The organism is Streptomyces sp. NPDC088147 (assembly GCF_044741565.1).
Classification (GTDB): Bacteria; Actinomycetota; Actinomycetes; order Streptomycetales; family Streptomycetaceae; genus Streptomyces.
Genome location: NZ_JBIUSY010000001.1, coordinates 119,259 through 141,403, shown reverse-complemented (window position 1 = coordinate 141,403; position 22,145 = coordinate 119,259). Strand labels below are relative to the sequence as shown.

Annotated in this window: 20 protein-coding genes and 1 pseudogene; 10 read left to right on the top strand and 11 right to left on the bottom strand. The window is 70.9% G+C overall.

Annotated features, from left to right (window positions below; translation table 11 throughout):
• Positions 1 to 6: 6 nt before the first annotated feature.
• The 4 genes from ACIOGX_RS00790 to ACIOGX_RS00775 form a co-directional block, all read right to left on the bottom strand.
• Entirely contained in the window at positions 7 to 1,785 is a 1,779-nt protein-coding gene (locus ACIOGX_RS00790; RefSeq protein WP_401908991.1) for a dipeptide ABC transporter ATP-binding protein, read from the bottom strand.
• Positions 1,782 to 2,681 (bottom strand): ABC transporter permease, encoded by a 900-nt coding sequence (locus ACIOGX_RS00785; protein WP_356512973.1) that lies wholly within the window; start codon positions 2,679 to 2,681, stop codon positions 1,782 to 1,784. Before ACIOGX_RS00785 ends, ACIOGX_RS00790 begins: the two co-directional genes overlap by 4 nt.
• Positions 2,678 to 3,637: an ABC transporter permease gene (locus ACIOGX_RS00780; RefSeq protein WP_356512971.1), complete on the bottom strand. Its 960-nt coding sequence runs from the start codon at positions 3,635 to 3,637 to the stop codon at positions 2,678 to 2,680. Before ACIOGX_RS00780 ends, ACIOGX_RS00785 begins: the two co-directional genes overlap by 4 nt.
• Positions 3,638 to 3,808: 171 nt before the next feature.
• Positions 3,809 to 5,626 carry a peptide ABC transporter substrate-binding protein gene (locus ACIOGX_RS00775; protein WP_401908987.1) on the bottom strand — a complete coding sequence of 606 codons (1,818 nt, stop codon included), beginning with the start codon at positions 5,624 to 5,626 and terminating at the stop codon, positions 3,809 to 3,811.
• Between the two features lie 316 nt (positions 5,627 to 5,942).
• Here ACIOGX_RS00775 and ACIOGX_RS00770 point away from each other — a divergent pair, with 316 nt between their 5' ends.
• From ACIOGX_RS00770 to ACIOGX_RS00760, 3 genes are all read left to right on the top strand, one after another.
• Positions 5,943 to 7,190 (top strand): ROK family transcriptional regulator, encoded by a 1,248-nt coding sequence (locus ACIOGX_RS00770; protein WP_356512967.1) that lies wholly within the window; start codon positions 5,943 to 5,945, stop codon positions 7,188 to 7,190.
• A gap of 251 nt (positions 7,191 to 7,441) precedes the next feature.
• Complete coding sequence (locus tag ACIOGX_RS00765; protein WP_401908985.1) at positions 7,442 to 8,965, top strand: M81 family metallopeptidase; 1,524 nt, start codon at positions 7,442 to 7,444, stop codon at positions 8,963 to 8,965.
• The gene (locus tag ACIOGX_RS00760) at positions 8,962 to 9,840 is read left to right on the top strand and encodes a copper homeostasis protein CutC (protein WP_387378170.1); all 879 of its coding nucleotides are present in this window, start codon (positions 8,962 to 8,964) and stop codon (positions 9,838 to 9,840) included. Before ACIOGX_RS00765 ends, ACIOGX_RS00760 begins: the two co-directional genes overlap by 4 nt.
• 64 nt (positions 9,841 to 9,904) lie before the next feature.
• Here the strand turns inward: ACIOGX_RS00760 and ACIOGX_RS00755 are convergent, their stop codons facing one another.
• Complete coding sequence (locus tag ACIOGX_RS00755) at positions 9,905 to 10,489, bottom strand: TetR/AcrR family transcriptional regulator (protein WP_401908981.1); 585 nt, start codon at positions 10,487 to 10,489, stop codon at positions 9,905 to 9,907.
• A 106-nt stretch (positions 10,490 to 10,595) separates the two neighbouring features.
• Between ACIOGX_RS00755 and ACIOGX_RS00750 the strand changes: the two genes are divergently transcribed.
• Positions 10,596 to 11,681: an alpha/beta fold hydrolase gene (locus tag ACIOGX_RS00750; protein ID WP_401908978.1), complete on the top strand. Its 1,086-nt coding sequence runs from the start codon at positions 10,596 to 10,598 to the stop codon at positions 11,679 to 11,681.
• Between the two features lie 144 nt (positions 11,682 to 11,825).
• Here ACIOGX_RS00750 and ACIOGX_RS00745 read toward each other — a convergent pair whose 3' ends face one another.
• The gene (locus tag ACIOGX_RS00745) at positions 11,826 to 12,452 is read right to left on the bottom strand and encodes an isochorismatase family protein (protein WP_356512957.1); all 627 of its coding nucleotides are present in this window, start codon (positions 12,450 to 12,452) and stop codon (positions 11,826 to 11,828) included.
• Between the two features lie 229 nt (positions 12,453 to 12,681).
• Here ACIOGX_RS00745 and ACIOGX_RS00740 point away from each other — a divergent pair, with 229 nt between their 5' ends.
• Complete coding sequence (locus tag ACIOGX_RS00740; protein ID WP_356512955.1) at positions 12,682 to 13,152, top strand: MarR family transcriptional regulator; 471 nt, start codon at positions 12,682 to 12,684, stop codon at positions 13,150 to 13,152.
• A 76-nt stretch (positions 13,153 to 13,228) separates the two neighbouring features.
• Here the strand turns inward: ACIOGX_RS00740 and ACIOGX_RS00735 are convergent, their stop codons facing one another.
• Positions 13,229 to 13,693 (bottom strand): MarR family winged helix-turn-helix transcriptional regulator, encoded by a 465-nt coding sequence (locus ACIOGX_RS00735; RefSeq protein ID WP_401758365.1) that lies wholly within the window; start codon positions 13,691 to 13,693, stop codon positions 13,229 to 13,231.
• Positions 13,694 to 13,848: 155 nt separating this feature from the next.
• On the opposite strand from ACIOGX_RS00735, the gene ACIOGX_RS00730 reads away from it, so the two are divergent.
• Complete coding sequence (locus ACIOGX_RS00730) at positions 13,849 to 14,583, top strand: SDR family oxidoreductase (protein ID WP_401758362.1); 735 nt, start codon at positions 13,849 to 13,851, stop codon at positions 14,581 to 14,583.
• Positions 14,584 to 14,668: 85 nt separating this feature from the next.
• The gene (locus ACIOGX_RS00725; RefSeq protein ID WP_356512949.1) at positions 14,669 to 15,061 is read left to right on the top strand and encodes a VOC family protein; all 393 of its coding nucleotides are present in this window, start codon (positions 14,669 to 14,671) and stop codon (positions 15,059 to 15,061) included.
• A gap of 139 nt (positions 15,062 to 15,200) precedes the next feature.
• On the opposite strand, the pseudogene ACIOGX_RS00720 reads toward ACIOGX_RS00725, so the two are convergent.
• Both ACIOGX_RS00720 and ACIOGX_RS00715 read right to left on the bottom strand, forming a co-directional pair.
• Positions 15,201 to 15,572 (bottom strand): annotated as a pseudogene (locus tag ACIOGX_RS00720) (capsule biosynthesis protein CapD); the annotation flags it as partial.
• Between the two features lie 192 nt (positions 15,573 to 15,764).
• Positions 15,765 to 16,670 carry an HpcH/HpaI aldolase/citrate lyase family protein gene (locus ACIOGX_RS00715; protein ID WP_401908973.1) on the bottom strand — a complete coding sequence of 302 codons (906 nt, stop codon included), beginning with the start codon at positions 16,668 to 16,670 and terminating at the stop codon, positions 15,765 to 15,767.
• Between the two features lie 168 nt (positions 16,671 to 16,838).
• Between ACIOGX_RS00715 and ACIOGX_RS00710 the strand changes: the two genes are divergently transcribed.
• Both ACIOGX_RS00710 and ACIOGX_RS00705 read left to right on the top strand, forming a co-directional pair.
• The gene (locus ACIOGX_RS00710) at positions 16,839 to 17,867 is read left to right on the top strand and encodes an MBL fold metallo-hydrolase (protein ID WP_383974600.1); all 1,029 of its coding nucleotides are present in this window, start codon (positions 16,839 to 16,841) and stop codon (positions 17,865 to 17,867) included.
• An 8-nt stretch (positions 17,868 to 17,875) separates the two neighbouring features.
• Positions 17,876 to 19,288 carry a CoA transferase gene (locus ACIOGX_RS00705; protein ID WP_401908969.1) on the top strand — a complete coding sequence of 471 codons (1,413 nt, stop codon included), beginning with the start codon at positions 17,876 to 17,878 and terminating at the stop codon, positions 19,286 to 19,288.
• Positions 19,289 to 19,423: 135 nt separating this feature from the next.
• Here ACIOGX_RS00705 and ACIOGX_RS00700 read toward each other — a convergent pair whose 3' ends face one another.
• Both ACIOGX_RS00700 and ACIOGX_RS00695 read right to left on the bottom strand, forming a co-directional pair.
• Positions 19,424 to 20,170 (bottom strand): GntR family transcriptional regulator, encoded by a 747-nt coding sequence (locus tag ACIOGX_RS00700; protein WP_401908966.1) that lies wholly within the window; start codon positions 20,168 to 20,170, stop codon positions 19,424 to 19,426.
• A gap of 3 nt (positions 20,171 to 20,173) precedes the next feature.
• Positions 20,174 to 21,103: an alpha/beta fold hydrolase gene (locus ACIOGX_RS00695; RefSeq protein ID WP_401908963.1), complete on the bottom strand. Its 930-nt coding sequence runs from the start codon at positions 21,101 to 21,103 to the stop codon at positions 20,174 to 20,176.
• 87 nt (positions 21,104 to 21,190) lie between these two features.
• Between ACIOGX_RS00695 and ACIOGX_RS00690 the strand changes: the two genes are divergently transcribed.
• Positions 21,191 to 22,054 carry an ABC transporter ATP-binding protein gene (locus ACIOGX_RS00690; RefSeq protein ID WP_383974589.1) on the top strand — a complete coding sequence of 288 codons (864 nt, stop codon included), beginning with the start codon at positions 21,191 to 21,193 and terminating at the stop codon, positions 22,052 to 22,054.
• Positions 22,055 to 22,145: the final 91 nt, after the last annotated feature.

The window sequence follows — 22,145 nt, the reverse complement described above, 5'->3', positions numbered from 1 at the left end:
GTCCGGTCACGCCTGGGCCTCCGTACGGCCGGCCGCGAGGGTGGCCAGGCGTTCGGCCCTGCGGCCCCGCTGTATCACCGGGTCGGGCACCGGCACCGCGGCCAGCAAACGCCGTGTGTAGTCGGTTTCCGGACGCAGCAGGGTCGTCCCGGTGGAGCCCTGCTCCTCGATACGGCCGGCGCGCATCACGACGACGCGCTGCGCGAAGTGCTGTACGACGGCGAGGTCATGGGAGACGAACAGGCAGGCGAAGCCGAGCTCGTCCTGGAGTTCGGTGATGACCTCCAGGACCGCTTCCTGCACGCTCACGTCGAGCGCGCTGGTGGGTTCGTCGGCGACCAGCAGCCGGGGTTCCAGGATCAGGGCTCGGGCCAGGCTGACCCGTTGGCGTTGTCCGCCGGAGAGTTCGCGGGGCGCGCGCCGGGCGAGTTCGCGTGACAGCCGGACCCGGTCGAGGACGGCGGCGACCTTGGCCTGCCGGTCTCTGGCGGACAGGTCGCGACGGTGCACCCGGAGGGGCTCGGCGACGCACTCGCCGACGGTCATCCGAGCGTCGAGGGAGGCCACCGGGTCCTGGAGGACGACACCGATGCCTGCCCGCAGGGCGCGGCGGGCCCGGGAGCGGGTGCGGCCGAGGTCGGTGCCGAACAGGGAGACGGTGCCGGAGGTGGGCGGGATCAGGCCGAGCGCGACCCGGGCGGCGGTGGACTTGCCGGAACCGGACTCGCCGACCAGGCCCAGGGTCTCCGCGGGCCCGACCCGGAACGACACGCCGTCGAGGGCGCGTACGGCGGCCTTGCCGCGGCCGAACACCACGTCGACGTCACGCAGTTCGACCACCGTTTCGCCCGCGGGGCCGCCGGGCCCGGCAGGCGAGACCGACGGCTCGGCCGCGGACCGGTTCGTCCGGGCCGGCACGGATACGGCCGGCCGGCCGGTGCCGTCCGCGGCCTCGGTGACGGCCAGCCGGGGCACGGCCGCCAGCAGGCGCCGGGTGTAGTCGTGGGCGGGGCGCAGCAGGACGTCCTCGACCGGTCCGGTCTCCACGATCTCGCCGCGGTACATGACGGCGACCCGGTCCGCGAAGTCGGCGACGACGCCCATGTTGTGGGTGACGAGCAGCACGCCGGTGCCGGTGTCGGCGGCCAGTCGGCGCAGCAGGTCGAGGATCTCGGCCTGCACGGTCACGTCGAGGGCGGTGGTCGGCTCGTCGGCGATGAGCAGGCCGGGCTCGTTGGCGATGGCCATGGCGATCACGACCCGCTGGCGCTGTCCGCCGGAGAGCTGGAACGGGTAGGTGTGGGCGCGCTTCTCCGGTTCGGGGATGCCGACCCGGCGCAGCAGTTCGACGGCCTCGGCGGCGGCGTCCTTGGCGGACACCTCGCGGTGGTTGCGGATCACCTCGGTGATCTGCTTCCCGATCCGGGTGAGCGGGTCGAGTGCGGTGGCCGGCTCCTGGAACACCATGGAGACGGTCTTGCCGCGCAGCGTCGCGAGGCCGCTCTCCGAGGCGCCGACGATCTGGGTGCCGGCGATGACGGCGCTGCCGGTGGCGCGGGCGTTCCCGGCGAGCAGGCCCATCGCGGCGAGCGCGATGGTCGACTTGCCGGAGCCGGACTCGCCGACCAGAGCCAGCGTCTCGCCCGGCCGGACCCGGAGGGACACGCCCTTGACCGCGGGTACGTCGCCGGTCTCGGTGGTGAAGACGACGCCGAGGTCGTCGAGTTCGAGTATCGGGCCGGATGCCGCAATGCCGGCGGCGGGGCCCTTGGTGGTGGCGGTCATCCGCGTCCCCTCACATCGAATGCGTCGCGGAGCCCGTCCCCGATCGCGTTGAACGCCCACACCACGAGGATGATGGCCAGGCCGGGCGGCAGGATGAGCCACCAGTAACCGGAGTATGCGGCGGTGAGACCGGCCGAGAGCATGCCGCCCCAGTCGGTCTGCGGCGGCCGGACGCCCATGCCCAGGTAGGAGACGTAGGCGACCAGCAGGATGGCGTCGGCGACCTGGAAGGTCGCGGCGACGATGATGGTGGAGACCGAGTTCGGCAGGATGTGACGCAGGATCGCCCGTGCGTGCGTGCCGCCGGTGGCACGCAGGGTCAGGACGTAGTCCCGGTTCTTCAGGGTCAGCGTCTCGGCGCGGACCAGCCGCGACGGCACCAGCCAGGACACCAGGCCCAGGATGACGACGAGACCGGTCAGGCCCGGCGTGGCGATGGCCGAGACCACCAGCAGGATGAACAGCGCGGGGATGGCGATGCCGGCGTCGACGATCCGCATCATCACGGCGTCGATCCAGCCGCCCGCGTAACCGGCGGCGGCGCCCCACAGCGTGCCGATGACGGTGGCGAGGACGCCCGCGGCGACGCCGACGATCAGGGAGACTTTGCCGCCGTACATCAGCCGGCCCAGCTCGTCGTGCCCGACGGCGTCGGTGCCGAGCCAGTGCGCGCCGCTGGGGGCGAGGTTGACCTGCTGGAGCATGGTGTGGGTCTGGTCGGTGGAGTACACCAGCGGACCGGCGAAGCAGAACAGGAAGAAGAAGACCACGACGGCGAGTCCGACGACGGCCAGCTTGTTGCGCAGGAAGCGGCGGACGGCGAGCCGTGCGCCGGAGGCCTCACGTGGCGGGGCGGTTTTCGCCCGGCCCATGTCCGGCTGGATGACGGCGCTCATGCCCTGCCTGCCTTCACTCGGGGGTCGATGATCCGCTGGACGATGTCGGCGAGCAGGGTGCCGACGACGGTGGCGACGGCGATCACCAGGACGCAGCCCAGCAGGACCGGGTAGTCGGAGGACTGCGCCGCGGTCCAGAACAGCAGCCCCATGCCGGGGTAGTTGAAGAGTTGCTCGACGACCAGGGCACCGCCGAAGAGCACCGGCACGTAGTAGCCGAGCATGGCGACCACGGGTGTCAGCGAGTTGCGGAACACGTGCCGCCACAGGATGGCGCGGGCGCGGGAGCCGCCGGCCCTGGCCGTGCGGACGTAGTCCTCGGAGAGGTTCTCCAGGGTGGCCGCCCGCATGTAGCGGCTGAACACCGCGACCATGGAGGCCGCGCCCGCGACCACCGGCAGTACCAGGGCCTGTGGTTCGGAGATCACCTGGCCCAGCGTCTCGCCCTGCGGAGCCTGCGACGGGAACCACGCCAGCCCCTGGCTGAAGACCAGCACCAGGATCAGCCCGAGGAAGTACACGGGCGTGGAGTACGCGATGAAGCTCAGCGTGGTGATGACGTAGTCCACCGGCTTGTTGCGGCGCACGGCCTGCCACATGCCCATCGGGATGGCGAGGAGGAGGCCGACGAGTGCCGACAGCATGGTGAGGACCAGGGTCTTCGGCAGCCGCTCGGTGATGAGCTGGGAGACCGGCTCGTTGAGGGTGTACGAGGTCCCGAGGTCCCCGTGCAGCAGTTGGCCGAGGTAGTAGAAGTACTGCACGGGCAGGGGTTTGTCGAGGCCCTGTTCGTGGTTGAAGTGGGCGATCTGCTGTGCGGTGGCCTGCGGCCCGAGGATCCCGCGCGCGGGGCCTCCGGGCAGGGCGTGCAGCAGGCCGAAGACGACAATCGTCACGATGACGATCACCGCGACGGCCTGCAGGACGCGTCTGATCAGATACGAGGAAGTACTCATGTGTTTTCCGGTCGCTTCGTCTCTGTGGTGCGCGCGGGCGTCACTGCGACGTGGGGTGTCGGCGTGGCGGGTGCCGGTGTGGCGGGGGCGCGAGGGGTGCGCGCGGGTCCCGGGGAGGCCCGGCCGGGGTGGACGGGCGACTCCGCAGGCCCGCGCGGGCACCGACCGGGCTTACTTGGTCCACTTCCACATGGCGGGGTGGAAGTTGGCGAGGGAGTCCTGGGCGAAGCCGCCGAGGCCGTCCTTGACCACGGAGATCTGGTAATCGGGCTCGGGCAGCCAGATCACGGGGAGATCCTTGGCGAGCGCGGCGCTGTACTTCCGCACCGCCTCGTTCGAGGAGGACGTGGTGGTCTCGGTGATCAGCTTGTCGACCTCGGCGTTGGAGTAGCTGCCGAAGTTGGAGCCGCCGCCGGTGGCGAAGAGGGAGTCACCGCTCGGGTAGGCGGGGAAGTACCAGCTGCCCGCGGTGCCGAAGAAGGAGAGCTGCCATGTGCAGCCCGGCTCGTCGGCGGTGCACTGGCCGGACTGCGACAGGACGGAGTTGACCGGGGCGGTCTTGATGCTGAACGTGATGCCGGTCTTCGCGAACGACGACTGCAGCGCGCTCATCATGTTGTCGGTCACGGTCGAGCCGGACTGGGACAGCACCTGCATCTCGAACTTGGTGCCCTTGTCGACTCCCGCGCCGCACTGGTTGTCGCCGGTGCCGGGGCTGGTGCACACCATGGTGCCGCCCTGTTCGGTCCAACCGTGGTCGGTGAGCAGCTTCTTCGCCTTGGCCGTGTCGAACGGGTACGGGTTGGTCTTCTGCTCCGGGGAGACGAAGGACGATTCCTGGCCCTGCGGGATCGGGCCGTAGGTGGGGACGGCGGTGCCGTTGAAGACCACCTTGGAGAGGGTGGTCTGGTCCACCGACATCTGGATCGCCTGGCGGGCGTACAACTGCTTGAACACCGGGCCCATGGCGGGGTTGTTGAAGTTGTAGGGCATGTAGGTGATCGCCCAGCCGGTCCACGGCTTCACCGAGTAGCCCTTGGCCTTGAAGGACGACTCCTGGCTCAGGTCGGTGGCGTTGATGTAGCCGTAGTCGACGGTGCCGGCGCGCAGCGCGTTCGCCTCGGCGTCGGCCGTGGTGAACGGCAGCAGGTTGACGTTCTTGATGTTGGCCTTGCCACCGCCGTCGTACTTCGCGTTGGCGGTCAGCTCGACCTTCCCCGCGGTGGAGAACGACTTGATGGTGTATGGGCCGCTGACCGTCTTCCACAACGGGTCGGTCGCGTAGCCGGAGATCTTCTTGGCGGCGTTGTTGAGATACGTCCAGACCTTCTTGGCACCGGCGGCGGTGCGGTCCAGGTCGGACACGGCGCCGGAGTCGCTGGTCTTGTCCCAGACGTGCTGCGGCATCGGGCGGATCATGCTCAGCTCGTTGGCGAGCATCCACTCCTGGTTGTACGCCTTGTCGAAGGTGATCGTGAAGTGCGTGTCGTCGATCGTCTTGAAGGAGGTCCAGTTGTCCGGCGCCTTGCCCGGACTGAAGCTTGCCCAGTCCGCCTTGTTGGCCTTGACCAGGGAGAACCAGAACTCCACGTCGCGTGAGGTGAGCTGCTTGCCGTCGCTCCAGTGACGATCGCCGAGGGTGATCGTCACGCTCTTGCTGTCCGCGGCGAACTTCGCGTCGGTGGCCAGCGAGTTGTCCTTGTTCCATCCGACCTTGCCGGTGGAGCCGTCGTACGCGATCAGCGGCTCCCAGACGGCCTGGGATATGGAGGAGTTGTTGGTGTTGAGGTGCGAGGCGGTGCCGACCGGGAGGATCCAGTTCGGCGTGAAGTTCGCCGGGAGGGCGTAGTTGATGGTGTCCGACGACGCCGAGCCGGAGGACGACGAGGTACCGCCTCCGGAACAGCCGGTGAGCAGCGCGCCGGTGGTGACGGCGGCACCCGCGACGAGGGCCCAGCGGCGGCCTGCGGCCGTGTAAGCAAGGGACATTACTCTCCTCAGAGTGAAAGGACCCGCATACGTCCCGGGAGACCGGGTCGGCGCCGCGGGGTCGGCGCTGTGTACGGCGACAGTCAACGACGGACGTGCCGAACAAACAAACAAGAATTAGTAAAAAGTAAGTTTCTGTGATCTCGAAAAGGTCACGTCCCTCCGCTCCGGGCGTCCAGAGAGGTGTCTATGTGTCAATTTGAGCCGATTTGAATCGTGTCGGCGCTCTCCGCTTTCTTCGTAAAGCTGTTCCCCGCCCGCCTGGACGGGGCGTACTGTCTCCGTCACACACACCGTTGCGGAAGTTACTTCGTACATGACTGAAATAAGTGCACGGGACAAGACCACCAAGGGCGCGTCCCAGAAGGGCACGACCACCCTCGCCGTGCGGGTCCTCGAACTCGTCGCCTCGGGCCAGGCGTCGTCCCGCGCCGAACTCGCGGAACTCCTCGGCACGGCCGCCTCCACCATCTCCCTCACCGTGGCCCAGTTGGTCGAGCGCGGGCTCATCGCCGAGGAGGGCACCCAGTCCTCCACCGGCGGCCGCCCCCGCAGGGTCCTCAGGGCGGGCAGCAACGACGAGTACGCCGTCGCCGCCGATGTCGGCGGCCGCCATGCCCGGATCGGTGTGGTGCTCCCGGGCGGCGCTGTACGTGACGTCGCCAACGTCCCGTTCGAGGTCGCCGACGGTCCCGAGGCCGCGCTGCCGAGACTCGTCGAACACCTGGAGTCCCTCGCCGAGCGGCGTGGACGCGACCGGCTCCGGGGCGTCGGGCTCTCCCTTCCCGGTCCGGTGGACGTCGCCTCGGGCGCCGTCGTCATGCCGTCCCGGATGCTCGGCTGGAACCGCTTCCCGGTCGCCGCCTGGCTGGAGGAGCGGTTCGGGGTCCCGGTCGCCGTCGACAACGACGCCAACTGCATGGTGGTCGGTGAGCAGAGTGTCAGGCCCGCCGAGCACCGGCAGTCGATCATGGTGAAGATCGGCTCGGCGATCGGTGCCGGAGTCATAGCCGACGGCCGCCTCTACCGGGGCGCCACCGGAGCCGCCGGCGACATCACCCACATCCGCATCGACGGCGGCGCCGACATCCCCTGCTCCTGTGGCAACACCGGCTGCCTGGAGACCGTGGCGTCCGGTGCCGCGCTCGTCCGCATCCTGCGCGAACGCGGTCTCGACGTCGCCAGCCCCGAGGACGTGGTACGGCTCGCCACCGACGCCGACCCGGAAGCCACCCGCGCCGTCCGCAGGGCCGGTGACCACCTCGGCCAGGTGCTCGCCGCGAACGTCAACTTCTTCAACCCGGACGCCGTCTACCTCGGCGGCATCCTCTCCACCCTCGAACCGTTCGTCGCCGCGGTGCGCAGCAAGCTCTACGAGAGCTGCCACCCGCTGGTGACCGAACACCTCACCATCGAGCGGGCCAGTCTCGGCGCCGACGCCGGCCTGGTCGGCGCCGGACTCTTCGCCCTCCAGCGCGCCCTGACCCGCGCCCTCGGCGACATCGGCCGCGCTGCCCCCGCCGACGACCGGCAGCACACCGCCACGAGCCGCGGAAGGACCTGACGCCGCTGCAAAAAGCCTGGCAGTCCCGGAAATTACTCCGTACCCGCGGCGACGTACCCGTCCGGGAGCCGCGGTCCGTACGCCGGCTCCCGGACGATCCACCGGTTCCGGCCCCCGAACCCTGAGCCCGGGGGCCTTGCCCAGGGGCCACCCCCGAAGTCCCCGCACCCGCCCGGATGGCGAAGTCCGCGGCACGCCCCCGTGGCGGACCGCGGAACCCGCCTCACGCACCACACCCCGTCCGAGGAGCTATGTCGCACACCCGCACCCCCGCCGCCCGCCCGGTCATCGCCGTCGCCGGGCTCGGCATCGAGTCCTCCACCTTCTCCCCGGCCCGCACCGAAGCCCCCGCCTTCCACCCCGCGCGCGGCGCCGGGATCTTCGACCGGTACCCCTTCCTCGCCCCCGGCGAGGAGCTGCGTGAGGCCGCCGAATGGCACGGCGCCCTGGTCGGCAAGTCGCTGCCCGGCGGTACCGTGACCGCCGCCGCCTGGACGGCGCTCACCGACGAGCTCATCGAGCGCCTCGCCGCGCTGCCCCAGTTGGACGGCCTCTGGTACGACATCCACGGCGCCATGACCGTGGAGGGGATCGACGACGCCGAGGCCGTGCTGCTGGAGCGGATCCGCGCCACCGTCGGCCCCGACGTGATCGTCTCCACCTCGATGGACCTGCACGGCAACGTCTCCCGTGAACTCGCCCACCGCAGCGACCTGATCACCTGCTACCGGATGGCCCCGCACGAGGACCACATGGAGACCAAGGAGCGTGCCGTCCGTAACCTGGTCGGCCTGCTGGCGTCCGGCGCCCCCCGGCCGGTCAAGGCGTGGGTGCCGGTCCCGGTGCTGCTGGCCGGCGAGCAGACCTCCACCCGGATCGAACCCGCGAAGAGCGTGTACGCGGCGGTCGACGAGATCGAGGCCGCCGACGGCGTCACGGACGCCGCCATCTGGGTCGGCTACGCCTGGGCCGACGAACCCCGCAACCGCGCCGTCGTGGTCGTCACCGGCGACGACACGGCGGCGGTCTCGGCCGGGGCCGAACGACTCGCCCGGGGTTTCTGGAACGCCCGCCACGACTTCGACTTCGTCGCCCCCACCGGCACCTACGGCGAACTCCTGGACGAGGCCCTCGCCTCCGACCAGCGGCCCTACTTCATCAGCGACACCGGCGACAACCCCACCGCGGGCGGCGCCGGTGACGTCACCTGGGGTCTGACCCGGCTGCTGGAGCGCCCTGAATTCCAGCAGGAGGACGGGCCGACGGTCATCTACGCCTCGGTACCCGGCCCCGCCGCGATCGAGACCGCCGTCGCCGCCGGGGTCGGCGCCACCGTCACCGTCACCGCCGGCGCCGAGGTCGACGACCGGCACGCCGGCCCCGTCACCCTCACCGGCGTGGTCCACGCGATCCGGCACGGCGACCGGGACGCCGGGACCGAGGTCGTCATCCGGACCGGCAGCGTGTACGCGATCCTCACCGGGCTGCGCAAGCCGTACCACCACGAGCACGACTTCACCGACCTCGGCCTCGACCCGCGCTCCGCCGACATCGTGATCGTCAAGATCGGCTACCTGGAGCCCGAGCTGTTCGACATGTCGGTCGGCTGGAAGATGGCCCTCACTCCCGGCGGTGTCGACCAGGACCTGGTGCGCCTCGGCCACCGCCGCATCCGCCGCCCGATGTTCCCCTTCGACCGCGACATGGCCGACCCGGACCTGACAGCCCGTATCATCCCGGCCTCCGACCAGCCGCTCACCGGGGACGACGCATGACCGACCACACCACCGGGCCCGTCGGCCTGCCCCGGGCCGGCGGTTCGGGCCACCCTCCGGCAGCGGTGGCGGCCGACGGGGCCGCCGGACCCGGGCGGCCCGGACCGGCCGGACCGGTCCGCAGGCCCGCACTGGAGATCGCCGTCACCTCGCCGGCCGGTGCCCGTGTCGCCCTCGGCCACGGAGCCGATCGCGTCGAACTCTGCACCGGCCTGGAACTGGGCGGTCTGACCCCGTCGGCCGCCCTCGTCGAGGCGGTCGCCGCCGTGGGCCTGCCGGTGCAGGTCCTGGTCCGCTGCCGGCCGGGTGACTTCGTCCACGACGCCGAGGAGATCGCGCTGATGGCCGCCGAGGTGCGGTCCGTGATCGCCTCCGGTGCCTCCGGCGTGGTCGTCGGCGCGCTCACCGCCGACGGCACCCTCGACACCGACGCCGTCAGCCGCCTCGCCGCGGCGGCTCATGACGCGGGCCGCCCCGTCGAGGTGACCCTGCACCGCGCGATCGACCTGTCCACGGACCCGGTCGCCACCGCCGCGCTGTTGCCCGCCCTGGGCCTCACCCGGGTGCTGACCTCCGGCGGCGCCCCGGCCGCCGGAGAGGGACTCGCCGCGCTCGCCGCCATGGTCGACGCCGCGCCCGGAGTGCAGGTGATGGCGGGCGGCGGGGTGCGCCCCGCCGACATCCCGGCCCTGACCGCCGCCGGTGTCGCCGCCGTTCACCTCTCCGCGAAGCGCCGCGCCGAACCCCGGCGCGGGGGCGCGTGGATCCCCCTCGGCGCCTCCAGCGCCTCCGCCGAGCAGGACACGTACTTCGTCACCGACCCGACGGTGGTCGCCGAGGCCAGGAGAATGCTGGATTCGCGGGCCACCGGCTGACCGTGATCGGGCGGCCGGCCCGCGGGGTCGGTCTCGTCAAGGTCGGGCGGACGGCGCGCCCGCGTCAGTGGGTGAGGCCGTCCAGGAGCAGATCGACGAGCCTGCCGGTGAGGTGGCGATCGTTGGGCCGGCGGGTGAGCAGGGCCCGGAAGTGAAGCGGTGCGATAAGGATTTCGAGGATGAACGCCGGGTCGGTGCCCTCGGGGAGTTCTCCGCGGGCGACGGCCCGGTCGATCATGATCCTGGCCAGGCCGAAGCGCGACGTCCAGAACTCTTCGCGGCTTCCGGCCAGGTCCTCGCCGTCCTCCGCGGCCGACATGGAGCGGGCGAGGGCCTTGCCGAACGGGGTGTCCAGGTAGGCGGCCAGCGAGTCCGCGAAGGCGATGAGGTCCTCACGCAGGTTTCCGGTGTCGGGGATGGGGATCTGTTCCTGGCTGTAGGCCAGGAGCGCGTCGATGACGAGGTGTTCGCGGGTGCCCCACCGCCGGTAGATCGAGGTTTCGTGGACGCCGGACCGGCGGGCGATCTCGGGAACCTTGACCGCGTCCGGGCCGTGCTCGGCCATGGCCTGCTGGGTCGCGTGCAGGACGGCCTGGCGGACCCGCGCGGATCGGCCGCCGGTCCTGCGGCGGACGTGCTCTTCACTCACCCCCGCACTCTATCGCAGGAAACTTGCGTTACTGGCCAGGTGCGGACTACCTTCGACCATCGTTAACGCGGTATCTCTGCGTTAACGATGGTCGAAGGAGGGCGCGATGTCGTACCAGTGGCCGTTGGCGGCGAAGGATCTGTTCGCCGAGCGGTACCCGCAGATGGTCAATGCCGGCCTGCCGGTACCGGACGTGGACGCGGTGCGCGCCGCGATCACCGACATGTGGGCGGACGAACCCGGCGGGTGGGTGCACGAGTGGTCGGCACTCGCGGCGCGGTACGCCTCGGCCGGATCGCATGACCTTTCGGCGCTCGCCTACGGATGGGCGCGGTTCCCGACCCTGGCCGACGGGGCCAAGCGGGCTGCTCTGGCCCGTCAGACCGAGCAGTACCTGCTCGCGGCGTCCGGGTTCGCACTGCCCTTTCACAGGGACGTTCTGGACCTGCCCTACCGGGGCGACCTCACGCAGGTGCCGGTGCACGTCTTCACCCCGCCCGCTGCCGTGGAGAAGGGGCCGGTGCTGCTGGCCAGCGGCGGTGTCGACAGCTGGAAGATGGATGTGCACGGTCTGCTGACGACTCTCTGCGCGCACTCCGGCCTGCCGGTCGTCGCCTTCGACATCCCCGGGACCGGCGACTCGCAGGTGCCGATGAGACCGGACGGCGCGGAGATCGTCCGCGGCCTGATCGGGCACGCCCGGACCCTGGGCAACGGCACCGTCGTGCACGTGGGCATCTCGATGGGCGGCCACTACTCCGCCCGCTCCGGACTGGCCGGTGAGGCGGACGCGGCCGTCGTACTGGGCGGACCGGTCGAGGCGGCGTTCGCCGACGGCCGCCTCGCCCGTTTCGGGATGGACGGCATCGTCGGCAACGCCCTGGGCTTCGACCGGCAGCCGAGCCGCGACGGCCTGTTCGCGGCGCTGGCGGACTTCTCACTGCGACCGCTCCTGGACGCGGAAGGCCAGGCGCCGATGCTCGTCGTCAACGGCGCCGACGACGTCCATGTCCCGCAGGAAGACACCCTGGTATTCGAAGAGCGCCGCGACACCGAGGTCCACCTGCTGCCCGACACCGGGCACTGCGCGGTCACCAAGCTCCCCGAAGTCCTGCGGATCATCTCCGAGTGGCTTCCGCGCACCCTGTCCACCCTCCAGGCGGGCCCCGGCACCGTAGCGCCGGCGAAGTGAGCGGCGCCGAGATCCTCGGCGACGTCGTCGCCACGTACCCGCGGTGGGGCGTAGGCGCCACGGACGGCACGGTGTGCACCGGCTGCCGACGGCCGGGGGTATGCCCGTTGTCAGGACGCCTCCCGGCCGGGCGGTCGATGGGCGTTACGCCTGATAGGCCGCGGAGATCTGGCCGACCAGAACGGCGAACGGCATGTCGAGGGCGGTGTAGAGAGCACCGGATTCGGGGGCGGCGTTGTCCGCCAGCGCCTCGACCATGAGGGTGGCGTAGTCGGAGACGATGACACCTGCCTGCTGCATACGGAGCAGTCCGGCCTCCCGCTTGGCCTGGCTGAAGGTGCCGGAGGCGTCCAGGGTGACGTAGGCGTCGTACCCGGCTCCTGTGGCGGAGATCGCGGGCAGGGCCGCGCAGACCTCGAGCGACACCCCGGCGAAGATCAGTTTCTGTCGGCCGGTGGCCTCGATGGCTTCACGGACCCGGTCGTCGTGCCAGGCGTTGACGCTGTTGCGGTCGATGATCTTCTGTCCGGCCGGCAGTGCCTGGACCAGTTCGGGAGTGGTCGGCCCCCACATGCTGTCGGCCGCGGTGGTGGTGACGACCAGGGGGATGCCCAACACGGTCGCCGCTCGGGCCAGCGCCACCACGTTGTGCTTCAGTTCGGCGACCTGGATGTCCCGGACGCCGGAGAGGAGGCCCACCTGATGGTCGACCAGCACCACGGCGGCGTTCTCCCGGGTGATCGACTCCTGGAACTTGCTGCGCTCACTCATTTTTCGCTCCTTCGAGGAGGGGACCTTGGGTGTCACGGATCAATTGGTCACTAATCTTGATAGTCAGTAATGGTGACTACTTTGAGGTTACGCCCCTGCCACCCGGAGGGCAAGCAGCGGCGGGAGGAGGCATCGCGCATCAGGGCGATGCCCGGCCCCTCGGACGGGCTAAAATCGCAGGCCGGGGCAGAGTGGCGGGCATGCGTAGAGAGCAGAGAGTGGAGGGGCGTTGACCGGACGCCAGGCCAAGGAACCGGACCTCGGCGTACTCGCCGCCCGGGTCCTCTTCTCCGTGCAGCGTGAGCTGTTCACCATGCTCGCCGAGCAGGGCTTCGACGACATCCAGCCCCGCGCCGGCGCCGTCCTCGCCCATCTGCGATCCGACGGCATCCGTGCGAGCGAACTCGCCCGCACCTCGGGACAGCACAAGCAGGTCATCGGCACTCTGATCGACGACCTCGAACGTCTGGGCTACGTCGAACGCAGACCCGACCCCGCGGACCGCCGGGCCAAACTCATCCATCCCACCGAACGCGGCCTGCTCCAGATGGAGGCCGCCACCTCCATCATGCGAACGATCGAGGAGCGCCATGCGAGGGCGCTGGGCACGCAGGAGTACAGCGCCTTCAAGGCCACGCTCCGTCGCGTGGCCGCACTCCAGCCCGAGACCGAGCGCGGCGGCCGAGGCGCCGGGACATAGTCGGCCCGGCCCGGCCGGTGAGGCCGGTTGAGCAGGGCGGCGTACGCGGGTACCGGGCCGGAGGTGGGACGGACGGCTAGTCGGACGGGCTTCCCTGGTTGTCCGTGCCGCGGCGCCGGGCTGTGAGTTCTTCCTCGATGCGCCGGAGAGTGGCGTTGGCGGCGTCGATTGTGGCGGGGTCGTCGACGATGCCCTGGAGGGTCCTGTCCCAGTGGTCGCGTAGATACTGCAGATTCTGGCGGGCTTTCTCCGTGGGGTACAGGCATACGCTCCGGGCACTGCGGTCGTCCACGACGCGGTCCACGAGGCCCCTTTTCTCCAGTCCGCGCAGAACGCGGCTGAAGTTGCTCGTGGGCAGGAAAGTCGCCTCCGACGCGGCTCGCGCGGAGGTCCCGGGGTTGTGGTTGATGAACCGCATGACGCTGATCTCGATCGGCGTGCACGGTTCGAACGAGGGGTCGCTCGGGGGCCGCAGATGTCGCCCCACGGCGACGATCAGGTCGGCCAACTCGTGGAGGCTGGAGGCTTTGACATCGCTCATACCGCGAGAATACATTCCTGTCACACGATAGCTATCGTTTGATAGCATTAGCTGGCGCGTGGGCGGTCGGCCCAGCCACTCGGGCCGTGCCGCTGCCGGTGCGGAGCCAACCCTGATTCGAAGCCAACCCTGATTCACAGATGAGGAAACCTGCTATGGACATCGACGGAGCCACAGTGCTCGTGACCGGAGCGTCGTCGGGCATCGGAGCGGCCACTGCGCGAGCTGCCTCCCGAGCCGGCGCGCGAGTGGTGCTCCTCGCTCGCCGCGAGGAACGCATCCGGCGGCTCGCCGAGGAGCTAGGTGAGGGGGCCCTGGCTGTGCCCTGCGACGTGACGGACCGGATTCAGGTCGAGAAGGCCGTACGTGGCGCGGTCGAGAAGTTCGGACGGATCGACGTCCTGGTGAACAACGCGGGCCAGGGACTACAGGCCACTGTCGACGCCATCGACCCTGACGACTTCCGGGCCCTCCTGGAGCTCAACCTCGTCGCGCCTCTGGTCGCGATGCAGACAGTCCTCCCCGTGATGCGTCAGCAGGGGGCCGGAGCCATCATCAATGTGAGCTCCGGAATCACCTGGTCGACGCTGCCCGGGTCCGGCGCGTACGCCGCCTCCAAGGCGGCTCTTCAGAAACTCTCGGCCATCGCCCGCGCCGAGGTCGCCGACGCCGGCATCGTCGTGTCGTTGATGTACCCGTCGATCACCGAGACCGAGTTCGTCGGGGCGCTCCGCGGCAGCGTCGAGGACGCGCTGAAGATGGAGGCCTCCAGCGGGCTGCGGCCTCAGCCGCCCGAGGACGTCGCCGACGCGATCCTCGGCCTGATCAGGAGCGGCGCGGAGCAGGCCGACCTGGTCCCTGAAGAGTTCGGCGGCACGGTCAAGAGCTGACGCACCGGGAGCCGAACGCCCCCGGCGCACGCTGCACGGCCCACGGACATCCCCTGGCCACGGCCGGGATACAGAAGGAGCCGAGATGGCGAACGAGTTGAACCACATCATTGTCCACTGCCGCGACCGGCGAGAGTCCGCCGCGTTTCTGGCCGGCCTGATGGCGGCCCCCAGCCCACTCGACTGGGGCCGATTCACCCAAGTGACCACATCGAACAACGTCGGCATCGACTTCGCCGACGACCTGGTCCCTCATGACCGCATCAACGAAAGCCATGTCGCCTTCCTCGTGACCGACGAGGAGTTCGACGCGATCCTGGCGCGCCTGAAGAAGAACTCCGTCCCTTTCTGGCCGGACCCGGGCAAGTCGCTCGAAGGCGAGATCAACCACGGCTACGGCGGTCGCGGACTCTACACACTCGACCCTGGTGGCACGGTCCTGGCCGAGTTCATCACCACGCCCTACGACCAGAGCTGATGTCGGAGGTGGCCGGATCGTTTCACGGCTGCTGATCCCGGGCGGCCCGGCCGAGGGGCCGCGCCGCGTCTGTGGGCGGCGGACGTGGCGGTGGATGTGGCGGTGGATGTGGCGGTGGATGTGCCCCGGATCGGACGGCTCAGCGGAAGGCGGAGACGTTCTCCGAGGCCCACTGCCGGAACGTCCTGCCCGGGGCGCCGGTGATCCGGGAAACGGTGTCGCGCACCATGGTCAGTTCCTCGTTGACATCGCCGCCCGTCAGGTCGAGCACCGCGTCAGCGGCCTCGTCGCCGAGGAAGCCGGCCATCCGGCCGTGGGCCTCCTGCCGGCTGATCCCGGCGAACGGCACTTCCCGCCCCAGTGCTGCCGAGATGGCCCCGACCTGCCGCCGGGCCGTGACGGTCTCCGGGCCGGTCAGCGCATACGTACGCGCTCGGTGGCCGGACCCGGTCAGCGCGGTCCGGGCCACCGACGCGATGTCCGCGGGATGGATCGTGGGGAGGCCGACGTCCGGCGGTTCCGGCCGCAGCCGCTCACCTTGTCGCGGCCGACGCCCGCTGGGACGGACTCGTAACCCGGCGGATCTTGACCCCAATCGGTGGCATGGCCTCCGCCAGGTCTCTGCCCGCCGGTCGTACAGGTCCCGTGGACACGCGGGAGAGTGCCGGGTTCTCGTCGGTCATCCGGGAGTGCTCCGGGCCGGTCAGGTCCTGTCCGGTCGGTCTTCGTGGGTGTGGGCGACGGCGCGTCCGGTGAGGTCCCTGGCCCTGCGTACCGTCGCCGCGTCGACCATCGCGCCCCGCCCGTCGCGGAACGCGCCGCTGCCGTCGCGCTCGTGCCGCTCGAAGAGATCGAGCAGCGCGTGCGCGTCGGCCAGCTCGGTGGGGTCGGTGCCGAACACCTCGTTGGCGACCGTGACCTGGTGGGGGTGGATACAGGCGCGGCCCTGGAACCCGAGAGCGCGCAGTCGCAGGCTGGAGGCGCGGAACGCCGCGCTGTCGGACGTATGGACGGAGACGGGCGCGACGGCGCACTCCAGCCCGTGCGCGACGGTGTGCGCGACGACCGGTCCACGGGCCCAGTCGAGCAGATCGTCCCCGCGGGCGGAGTCGGGCTCCATCCGCAGATCCGCGCGCAGATCCACCTCGCCGAGCTGGATCCGGCGCACGGCGGGGTGCCGGGCGGCCGTACCGAGACTCAGCACCCCCGCCGCGCTCTCGACGAGCAGCCCCAGGGCGACGGATCCGCCGGTCGAGGTGACGGCCGCGCCGACGGTGGCGGCCAGGGTGTCCAGTTCGGCCCCGGCGCTCGCCTTGGGCATCCAGAGGCCGTCGACCCGGCCCGTGGCGAGCAGCGCGCGGGCGTCGTCGAGACCACGGGCGCCCCCGTTGACCCGTACCCACAGCTCCGGTCCGCCGTCCTGGCGGCCGAGAGCGAAACCGACGGCGGCGGCGCGTGCCGCGTCCTTGTGCAGGGGTGCGACGGCGTCCTCCAGGTCGAGGATGACCGCGTCCGCCTCCGTACGAGCGGCGCTGCGCAGAAAACGTGGCTGGTCAGCGGGCACATAGAGATGGGAGCGGGGGTGGGGATGAGATGGACGCGGGGGCACCGGGCTACTCCTCACACACAAAGAACAGGATGATGCATTTTCTTGAGTGGTGATGTAGCTTACCAGTCACAATACTTCGGGTCGGCTCGCGCGGTGAGACCGTAGGGGCGGTCCGGATCCGTGACGAGGGGTGGGGCCGTGCCCCGCCGACGAGGAGGGGATCGCGGCGTGTTCCAAGCCGACAGCGTCACGATTACCGTGCTGGTCGAGAACCAGGTGGACATGCTGCTGCCCGACCAGGCCAGCCCCACCGGCGGTGACGGCCTCAGCGATGGGCACGACGGGCACGGTGACGACCACTGCGTCACCCGGTACGGGCTCATCGAGCACTTCGACCCCAAGCGCGTCCCGCCCCAGGCGGAGAACGGCATCAGCTTCCTGGTCGAGGCGGTCCGGGGCCGGCACACCCTGCGAGTGCTGTTCGACGCCGGTCTGACCGGCACGGTCCTCGAACACAACATGCGGGTGCTCGGCGTGGACCCCGCAGCCATCGACCATGTGGTGATCAGTCACGGCCACCCGGACCACTTCGGCGGTATCCACCGCTTTCTCGGCCTGGCGGGACGCCGCATTCCGGTCGCCACACACGCCGACGCGGAACTGCCCCGGTACGCGGTGATGGGCGACGGCCGGACCTCGCCCGTTTACAACGCGGCCTTCGGCTTCGGCGAGGTCGAGAAGTCCGGCGGCATCCCCGTACTGACCAGGGACTCGCTCGATCTCGGCTGGGGGGTGCACACCACCGGGGAGATCCCGCGAGAGGTCGCCTTCGAGGCGGGTGCCGCTCCGGCGTTCAGCCCCGGCGATCCCGGTCTCTACCAGGTCTCGGCGGAGGGCAGGCTGCGCCGGGACGAGGTGACGGACGAGATGGGACTCGTGGTGGATGTGAAGGACGTGGGTCTGGTCGTACTGACCGGCTGCGCGCACGCGGGTGTCATCAATACGATCGCCCAGGCCCGCGCGGTCTGCGGACCCAAACCGATCCGCGCGGTGATGGGCGGATTCCATCTCGGCTTCCCCACCACCCCGGCGGAGAATGTCGGGCTCACCACGAACGCGCTCGCCGAGCTGGAGGTCGCGACCGTCATGCCGATGCATTGCAGTGGGCTGCACACACACGCGCGGTTGGCCCGTGATCTCCCCTCCCACTACGTACAGCCCGCCGTCGGCACCGTGCTGCACTTCGGCCGCTCATGACGACGGACATGCACGACGACATGAACGAGGACATGAGCGGGGACATGAGCGGGGGCGGGGTCGCGGGCGCGGACACGAGCGGGCGTACGGGCATGGGCGGGGACATGGCCGCGGATCTGCGGGGCGTCCGGGTCATCGCGGTCGAGCAGGCCGTCGCCGCCCCCCTCTGCACCCGGCACCTCGCCGACCTGGGCGCCGAGGTGATCAAGATCGAGCGACCGGGCGGCGGGGACTTCGCCCGTGGCTACGACGAGGCCGTGCATGGCCTGGCCAGCCACTTCGTCTGGCTCAACCGCGGCAAGCGCAGCGTCGTCCTGGATCTGAAGGCCGAGCCGGGACGAGAGGTGCTGCGCCGGCTGCTGCGCGACGCGGACGTCCTCGTCTCCAATCTCGCGCCGGGCGCCCTGGAGCGGATCGTCCCCGACGAGGAACTGGCCCGGCTGAACCCGCGTCTGGTGCGCTGTTACCTCTCCGGGTACGGGGCGACGGGACCGTACGCGACCCGCAAGGCGTACGACGCGCTGGTGCAGGGCGAGGCGGGAACGATCACGGCCACCGGTACGCCGGAGACGCCCGCCAAGCCCGGCGTGTCCCTGGCCGATCTGGCCGGGGGGACGTACGCGCTCACCGCCGTCACCGCCGCCCTGTACGCGCGCGAGCGGACCGGCCTGGGCAAGCGGATCGACGTGGCGCTGTTCGACGTACTGCTGGAGTGGATGAGCCCGCTCCTGCTCGCCGAGTTGCACGCGGGTTCCGCGCCCCCGCCGGCCGGGCTGCGGCACGCGAGCATCGCGCCGTACGGGCCGTACACGACGGCCGAGGGCCAGGACGTACTGATCGCGGTGCAGAACGAGGGCCAGTGGCGGCGGCTGTGCCGGACGGTGCTGGACGAGCCGGGGCTGCTGGACGATCCGGCGTTCGCGTCGAACACCTCCCGGGTACGGCACCGCGAACGCACCGAACGCGCGGTACAGGCACGGCTGAGCGGGCTCTCCACCACCGAGGTCACCGAGCGGCTGGAGCGGGCCGATGTGCCCTACGCGCGGCTCAACCAGATCGGCGAGGTCCTGGACCATCCGCAGGCGGCGGCGACCGGGCGCTGGTCTGAGGCGACGCTGCCGGACGGGCGGGCGGTCCGAGTGGTCACCTCGCCACTGCACCGCACACCGGAGGCGCCGGGAGGGCGCCGGGTGCCGGCCCTGGGCGAGCACACCGCGGACGTGCTGGGTGAACTGGGTCTGTCCCAGGCGGAGATGGACGCACTGCTGACACCGCCCGCGTCCGCGCCGCCGTCGTCCGGTACACCGGCATCGGGTACGGCGACCTCGGGTACGCCGACGTCGGACGCGCCCATATCAGGGACATCCGCGCCGGGGACATCCGCGCCGGGGCCATCCACGCCCACGGCGCCCGCCCTGTAGTCGTCCCGGCAGCCGGACCGGCCGCGGCCCCTCGGGGCGGCGGCCGGCTCGGTGACGGGCGCGATGGCGGACTCCGCGACGGATGGCGGACCCGCGGTGAAGGACTCGGTGACAGGCGTGGGGGAGAGGCCCGGGTCAGTCGTTGTCGACGTCGAACGGGTCGACGACCTGCTGCCCCGTCAGATGCCGTGCCAGCGCGAGGAAGCTGCGGGCCAGATGCCATTCCGTCGCCCTGGCCAGCGCGTCGCCGTCGCCGAGCCGGGCCGCGGCCAGCATCGCCCGGTGTTCGTTGGAGGTCTCCTCGGCCCGGTCGTGCAGGACCTGGAGCACATCCCACGGGAACTTCTGCCAGAGCTGGTCGATCTCGTCGGTGAGCCCCTCGTTGCCGCAGTTCGCGTAGAAGAGGAAGTGGAACTCACGGTTCGTCGCGTTCAGCCGCGCCCGGTCCCCCTCGGCGGCGGCTTCCTCCATCTCCGTCACCAGCCGCTCCGCGAGGTCGATGTCGCGCGGGGAGAGCCGCCGGGCGGCCCGCTGCATGGCGTACGGCTCCACCAGGCGGCGCAGCAGATAGACGGTCTTGACCTGCTCGTAGTCGGCGTCGGCGACCCGGACCCCCTTGTGCGGCTCACCGACGAGTACGCCCTCGGCCTCCAGCAGCCGCAGCGCCTCGCGGACCGGGGTGATGCTGGTGTCGAACATCGCGGCGAGCACGTCCTGCTGGATACGGCTGCCCCGGGGCAGTTCGCCCTCGCTGATCATCCGCCGCAGCTCGGTGGCGATACGGTCGCGCTTCGTCAGCGGTTTCGCCCCCTTCGGCGCGCCACTGTCGGTCGCTGTGGAGGGACGTCGGCGGGCCGGCGGCAGCATGGGTGTGTCCTTCATGGCTCAGCGCTCGGGGAGCGTCGGGGTCGGCGGGCCTGATGAGTGTCGCATCGGCGGAACGTGTTCCGTGCCGTATCGACCGGCCGGACCGCCCGCAGCGCGGTCGAGGCCGTGGTGGAAGTCCCCGAGGACCGCGGCGAAGGCCTCCGGCTCGTCCAGGTACGCGACATGGCCCGCGCCGGGTACGACGGCGTAGGTGCCGCCGAGTTGCCCGGCCAGGGTCCGCGCCGCCTCGGCGCCGACGCGTTCGTCGTGGGCGCCGCGCAGCACCAGACAGGGCGGGCCGGGCGGCCGGGGCGGTTCGTCGTCGGCCCAACCGAGCGTGGCGCGCAGGGAGTCGAGCAGCGTCCGCGGGCGGGTAGCCGTCATCGCCCGGCGCAGCAGTTCACGCCGGGCGGGATCGGGGCCGCGCAGGGTGCCGTCCACATATCCCCGGGCGAACGCGGCGGTCCCGGCGCGGCGCAGTCGTTCCTCGGTCTCCGCCAGCCGTCCCGCCGCCGCGGGCCCCCCGGCCGGGGGGAACCCGACGAGGGTCAGCGACCGTACGGCGCCGGGCCGTTGGCGGGCGAGGGCGAGCGCGACGAGGGCCCCGAGACCGGAGCCGACGACATCCACGGGACGGTCCACAGGACGGTTCACGGGGCGGTTCACGGGGCGGTCCTCAGGAACGTCCACGAGGCGGTCCGCGGGGTTGTCCGCCGGACCGTCCCGGACCGCGCTGGCGCGCGCCGCGGCCGTCTCCACCGCACCGGCCAGGGTGAACGGTTCGGCGGCCCGCTCGCCGTGCCCCGGCAGATCGGGCGCCTCGGCGGCCCGCCCCCCGGCGCACAGAAACCGGAGCGCGGGCGCCCAGGTGCGCGCGTCCCCGCCCCAGGTGTGCAGCAGAAGCAGAGACGTGGCCGACGTGGCCGGAGACGTCGCCGTCGCAGTCATAGGCACCTCATACCAGGATCATGCATTCTTCGGTTTCTTGAGTATAGCTATTGCATGTCAGGCATCCTAGTGCCCAGAATCCCCGGTATGACCACGACCCACTCCGTGCACCACAGCGAGGGCGACGCACACCGCGACCCCCGGACCGGCGCGCCAGGGCCAGCAGGGACGGCCGCACCGGCCGGCGCGCACGGTGGCGCCACGGTGGCGATCGACGGGCTGACCATGCGCTTCGGCGAACGCACCGTGTCCCAGGACATCGATCTGACCATCGGCGCCGGGGAGGTGCTCTCGATCGTCGGACCCTCCGGCTGCGGCAAGACCACCCTGCTGCGGGCGGTGGCCGGACTGATCCCGCCCGCCGAGGGCGAGGTCCGTATCGACGGACAGACCACGGCCGGCACCCCGGACGGGGTGGCGATGGTCTTCCAGCATTTCGGCCTCTTCCCGTGGAAGACGGTCGAGGCGAACGTCGCCTACGCCCTGCGCGTGCGCGGCGTCGCCAAGAAGGAGGCGCTGGAACGGGCCCGGGAGCTGATCACCCTCGTCGGCCTGTCCGGCTTCGAGAAGTCGTATCCGCACCAGCTCTCCGGCGGCATGCAGCAGCGCACCGGGCTCGCCCGCGCACTGGCCGTACGCCCCCGGCTGCTGCTCATGGACGAACCCTTCGGCGCGCTGGACGCCCAGACCCGCGAAGTGCTCCAGTTCGAGCTGCTGCGCATCTGGCAGGACCATCCCGTGACGATGCTGTTCGTCACCCACTCGATAGACGAGGCCGTTCTGTTCGGGGACCGGATCGCCGTGCTCAACGGGCGGCCCAGTGGCGTCGCCGAGCTGATCGACGTGACGCTTCCGCACCCCCGCGACCGGTCCGTACTGGCCGCCCCGGAGTTCCTCGCCATCCGCGAGCGGGTCTGGTCACTGATCATGAACGCCGACGCGCGGCCCTGACCGCCCGGTCCGTGTCCGGCGGGGACCGCGCCTGACTCCCCCTCGGCCACCGCCTCTTCCCACCGCTCTTCGCCCACCGCCCCTCACTTAC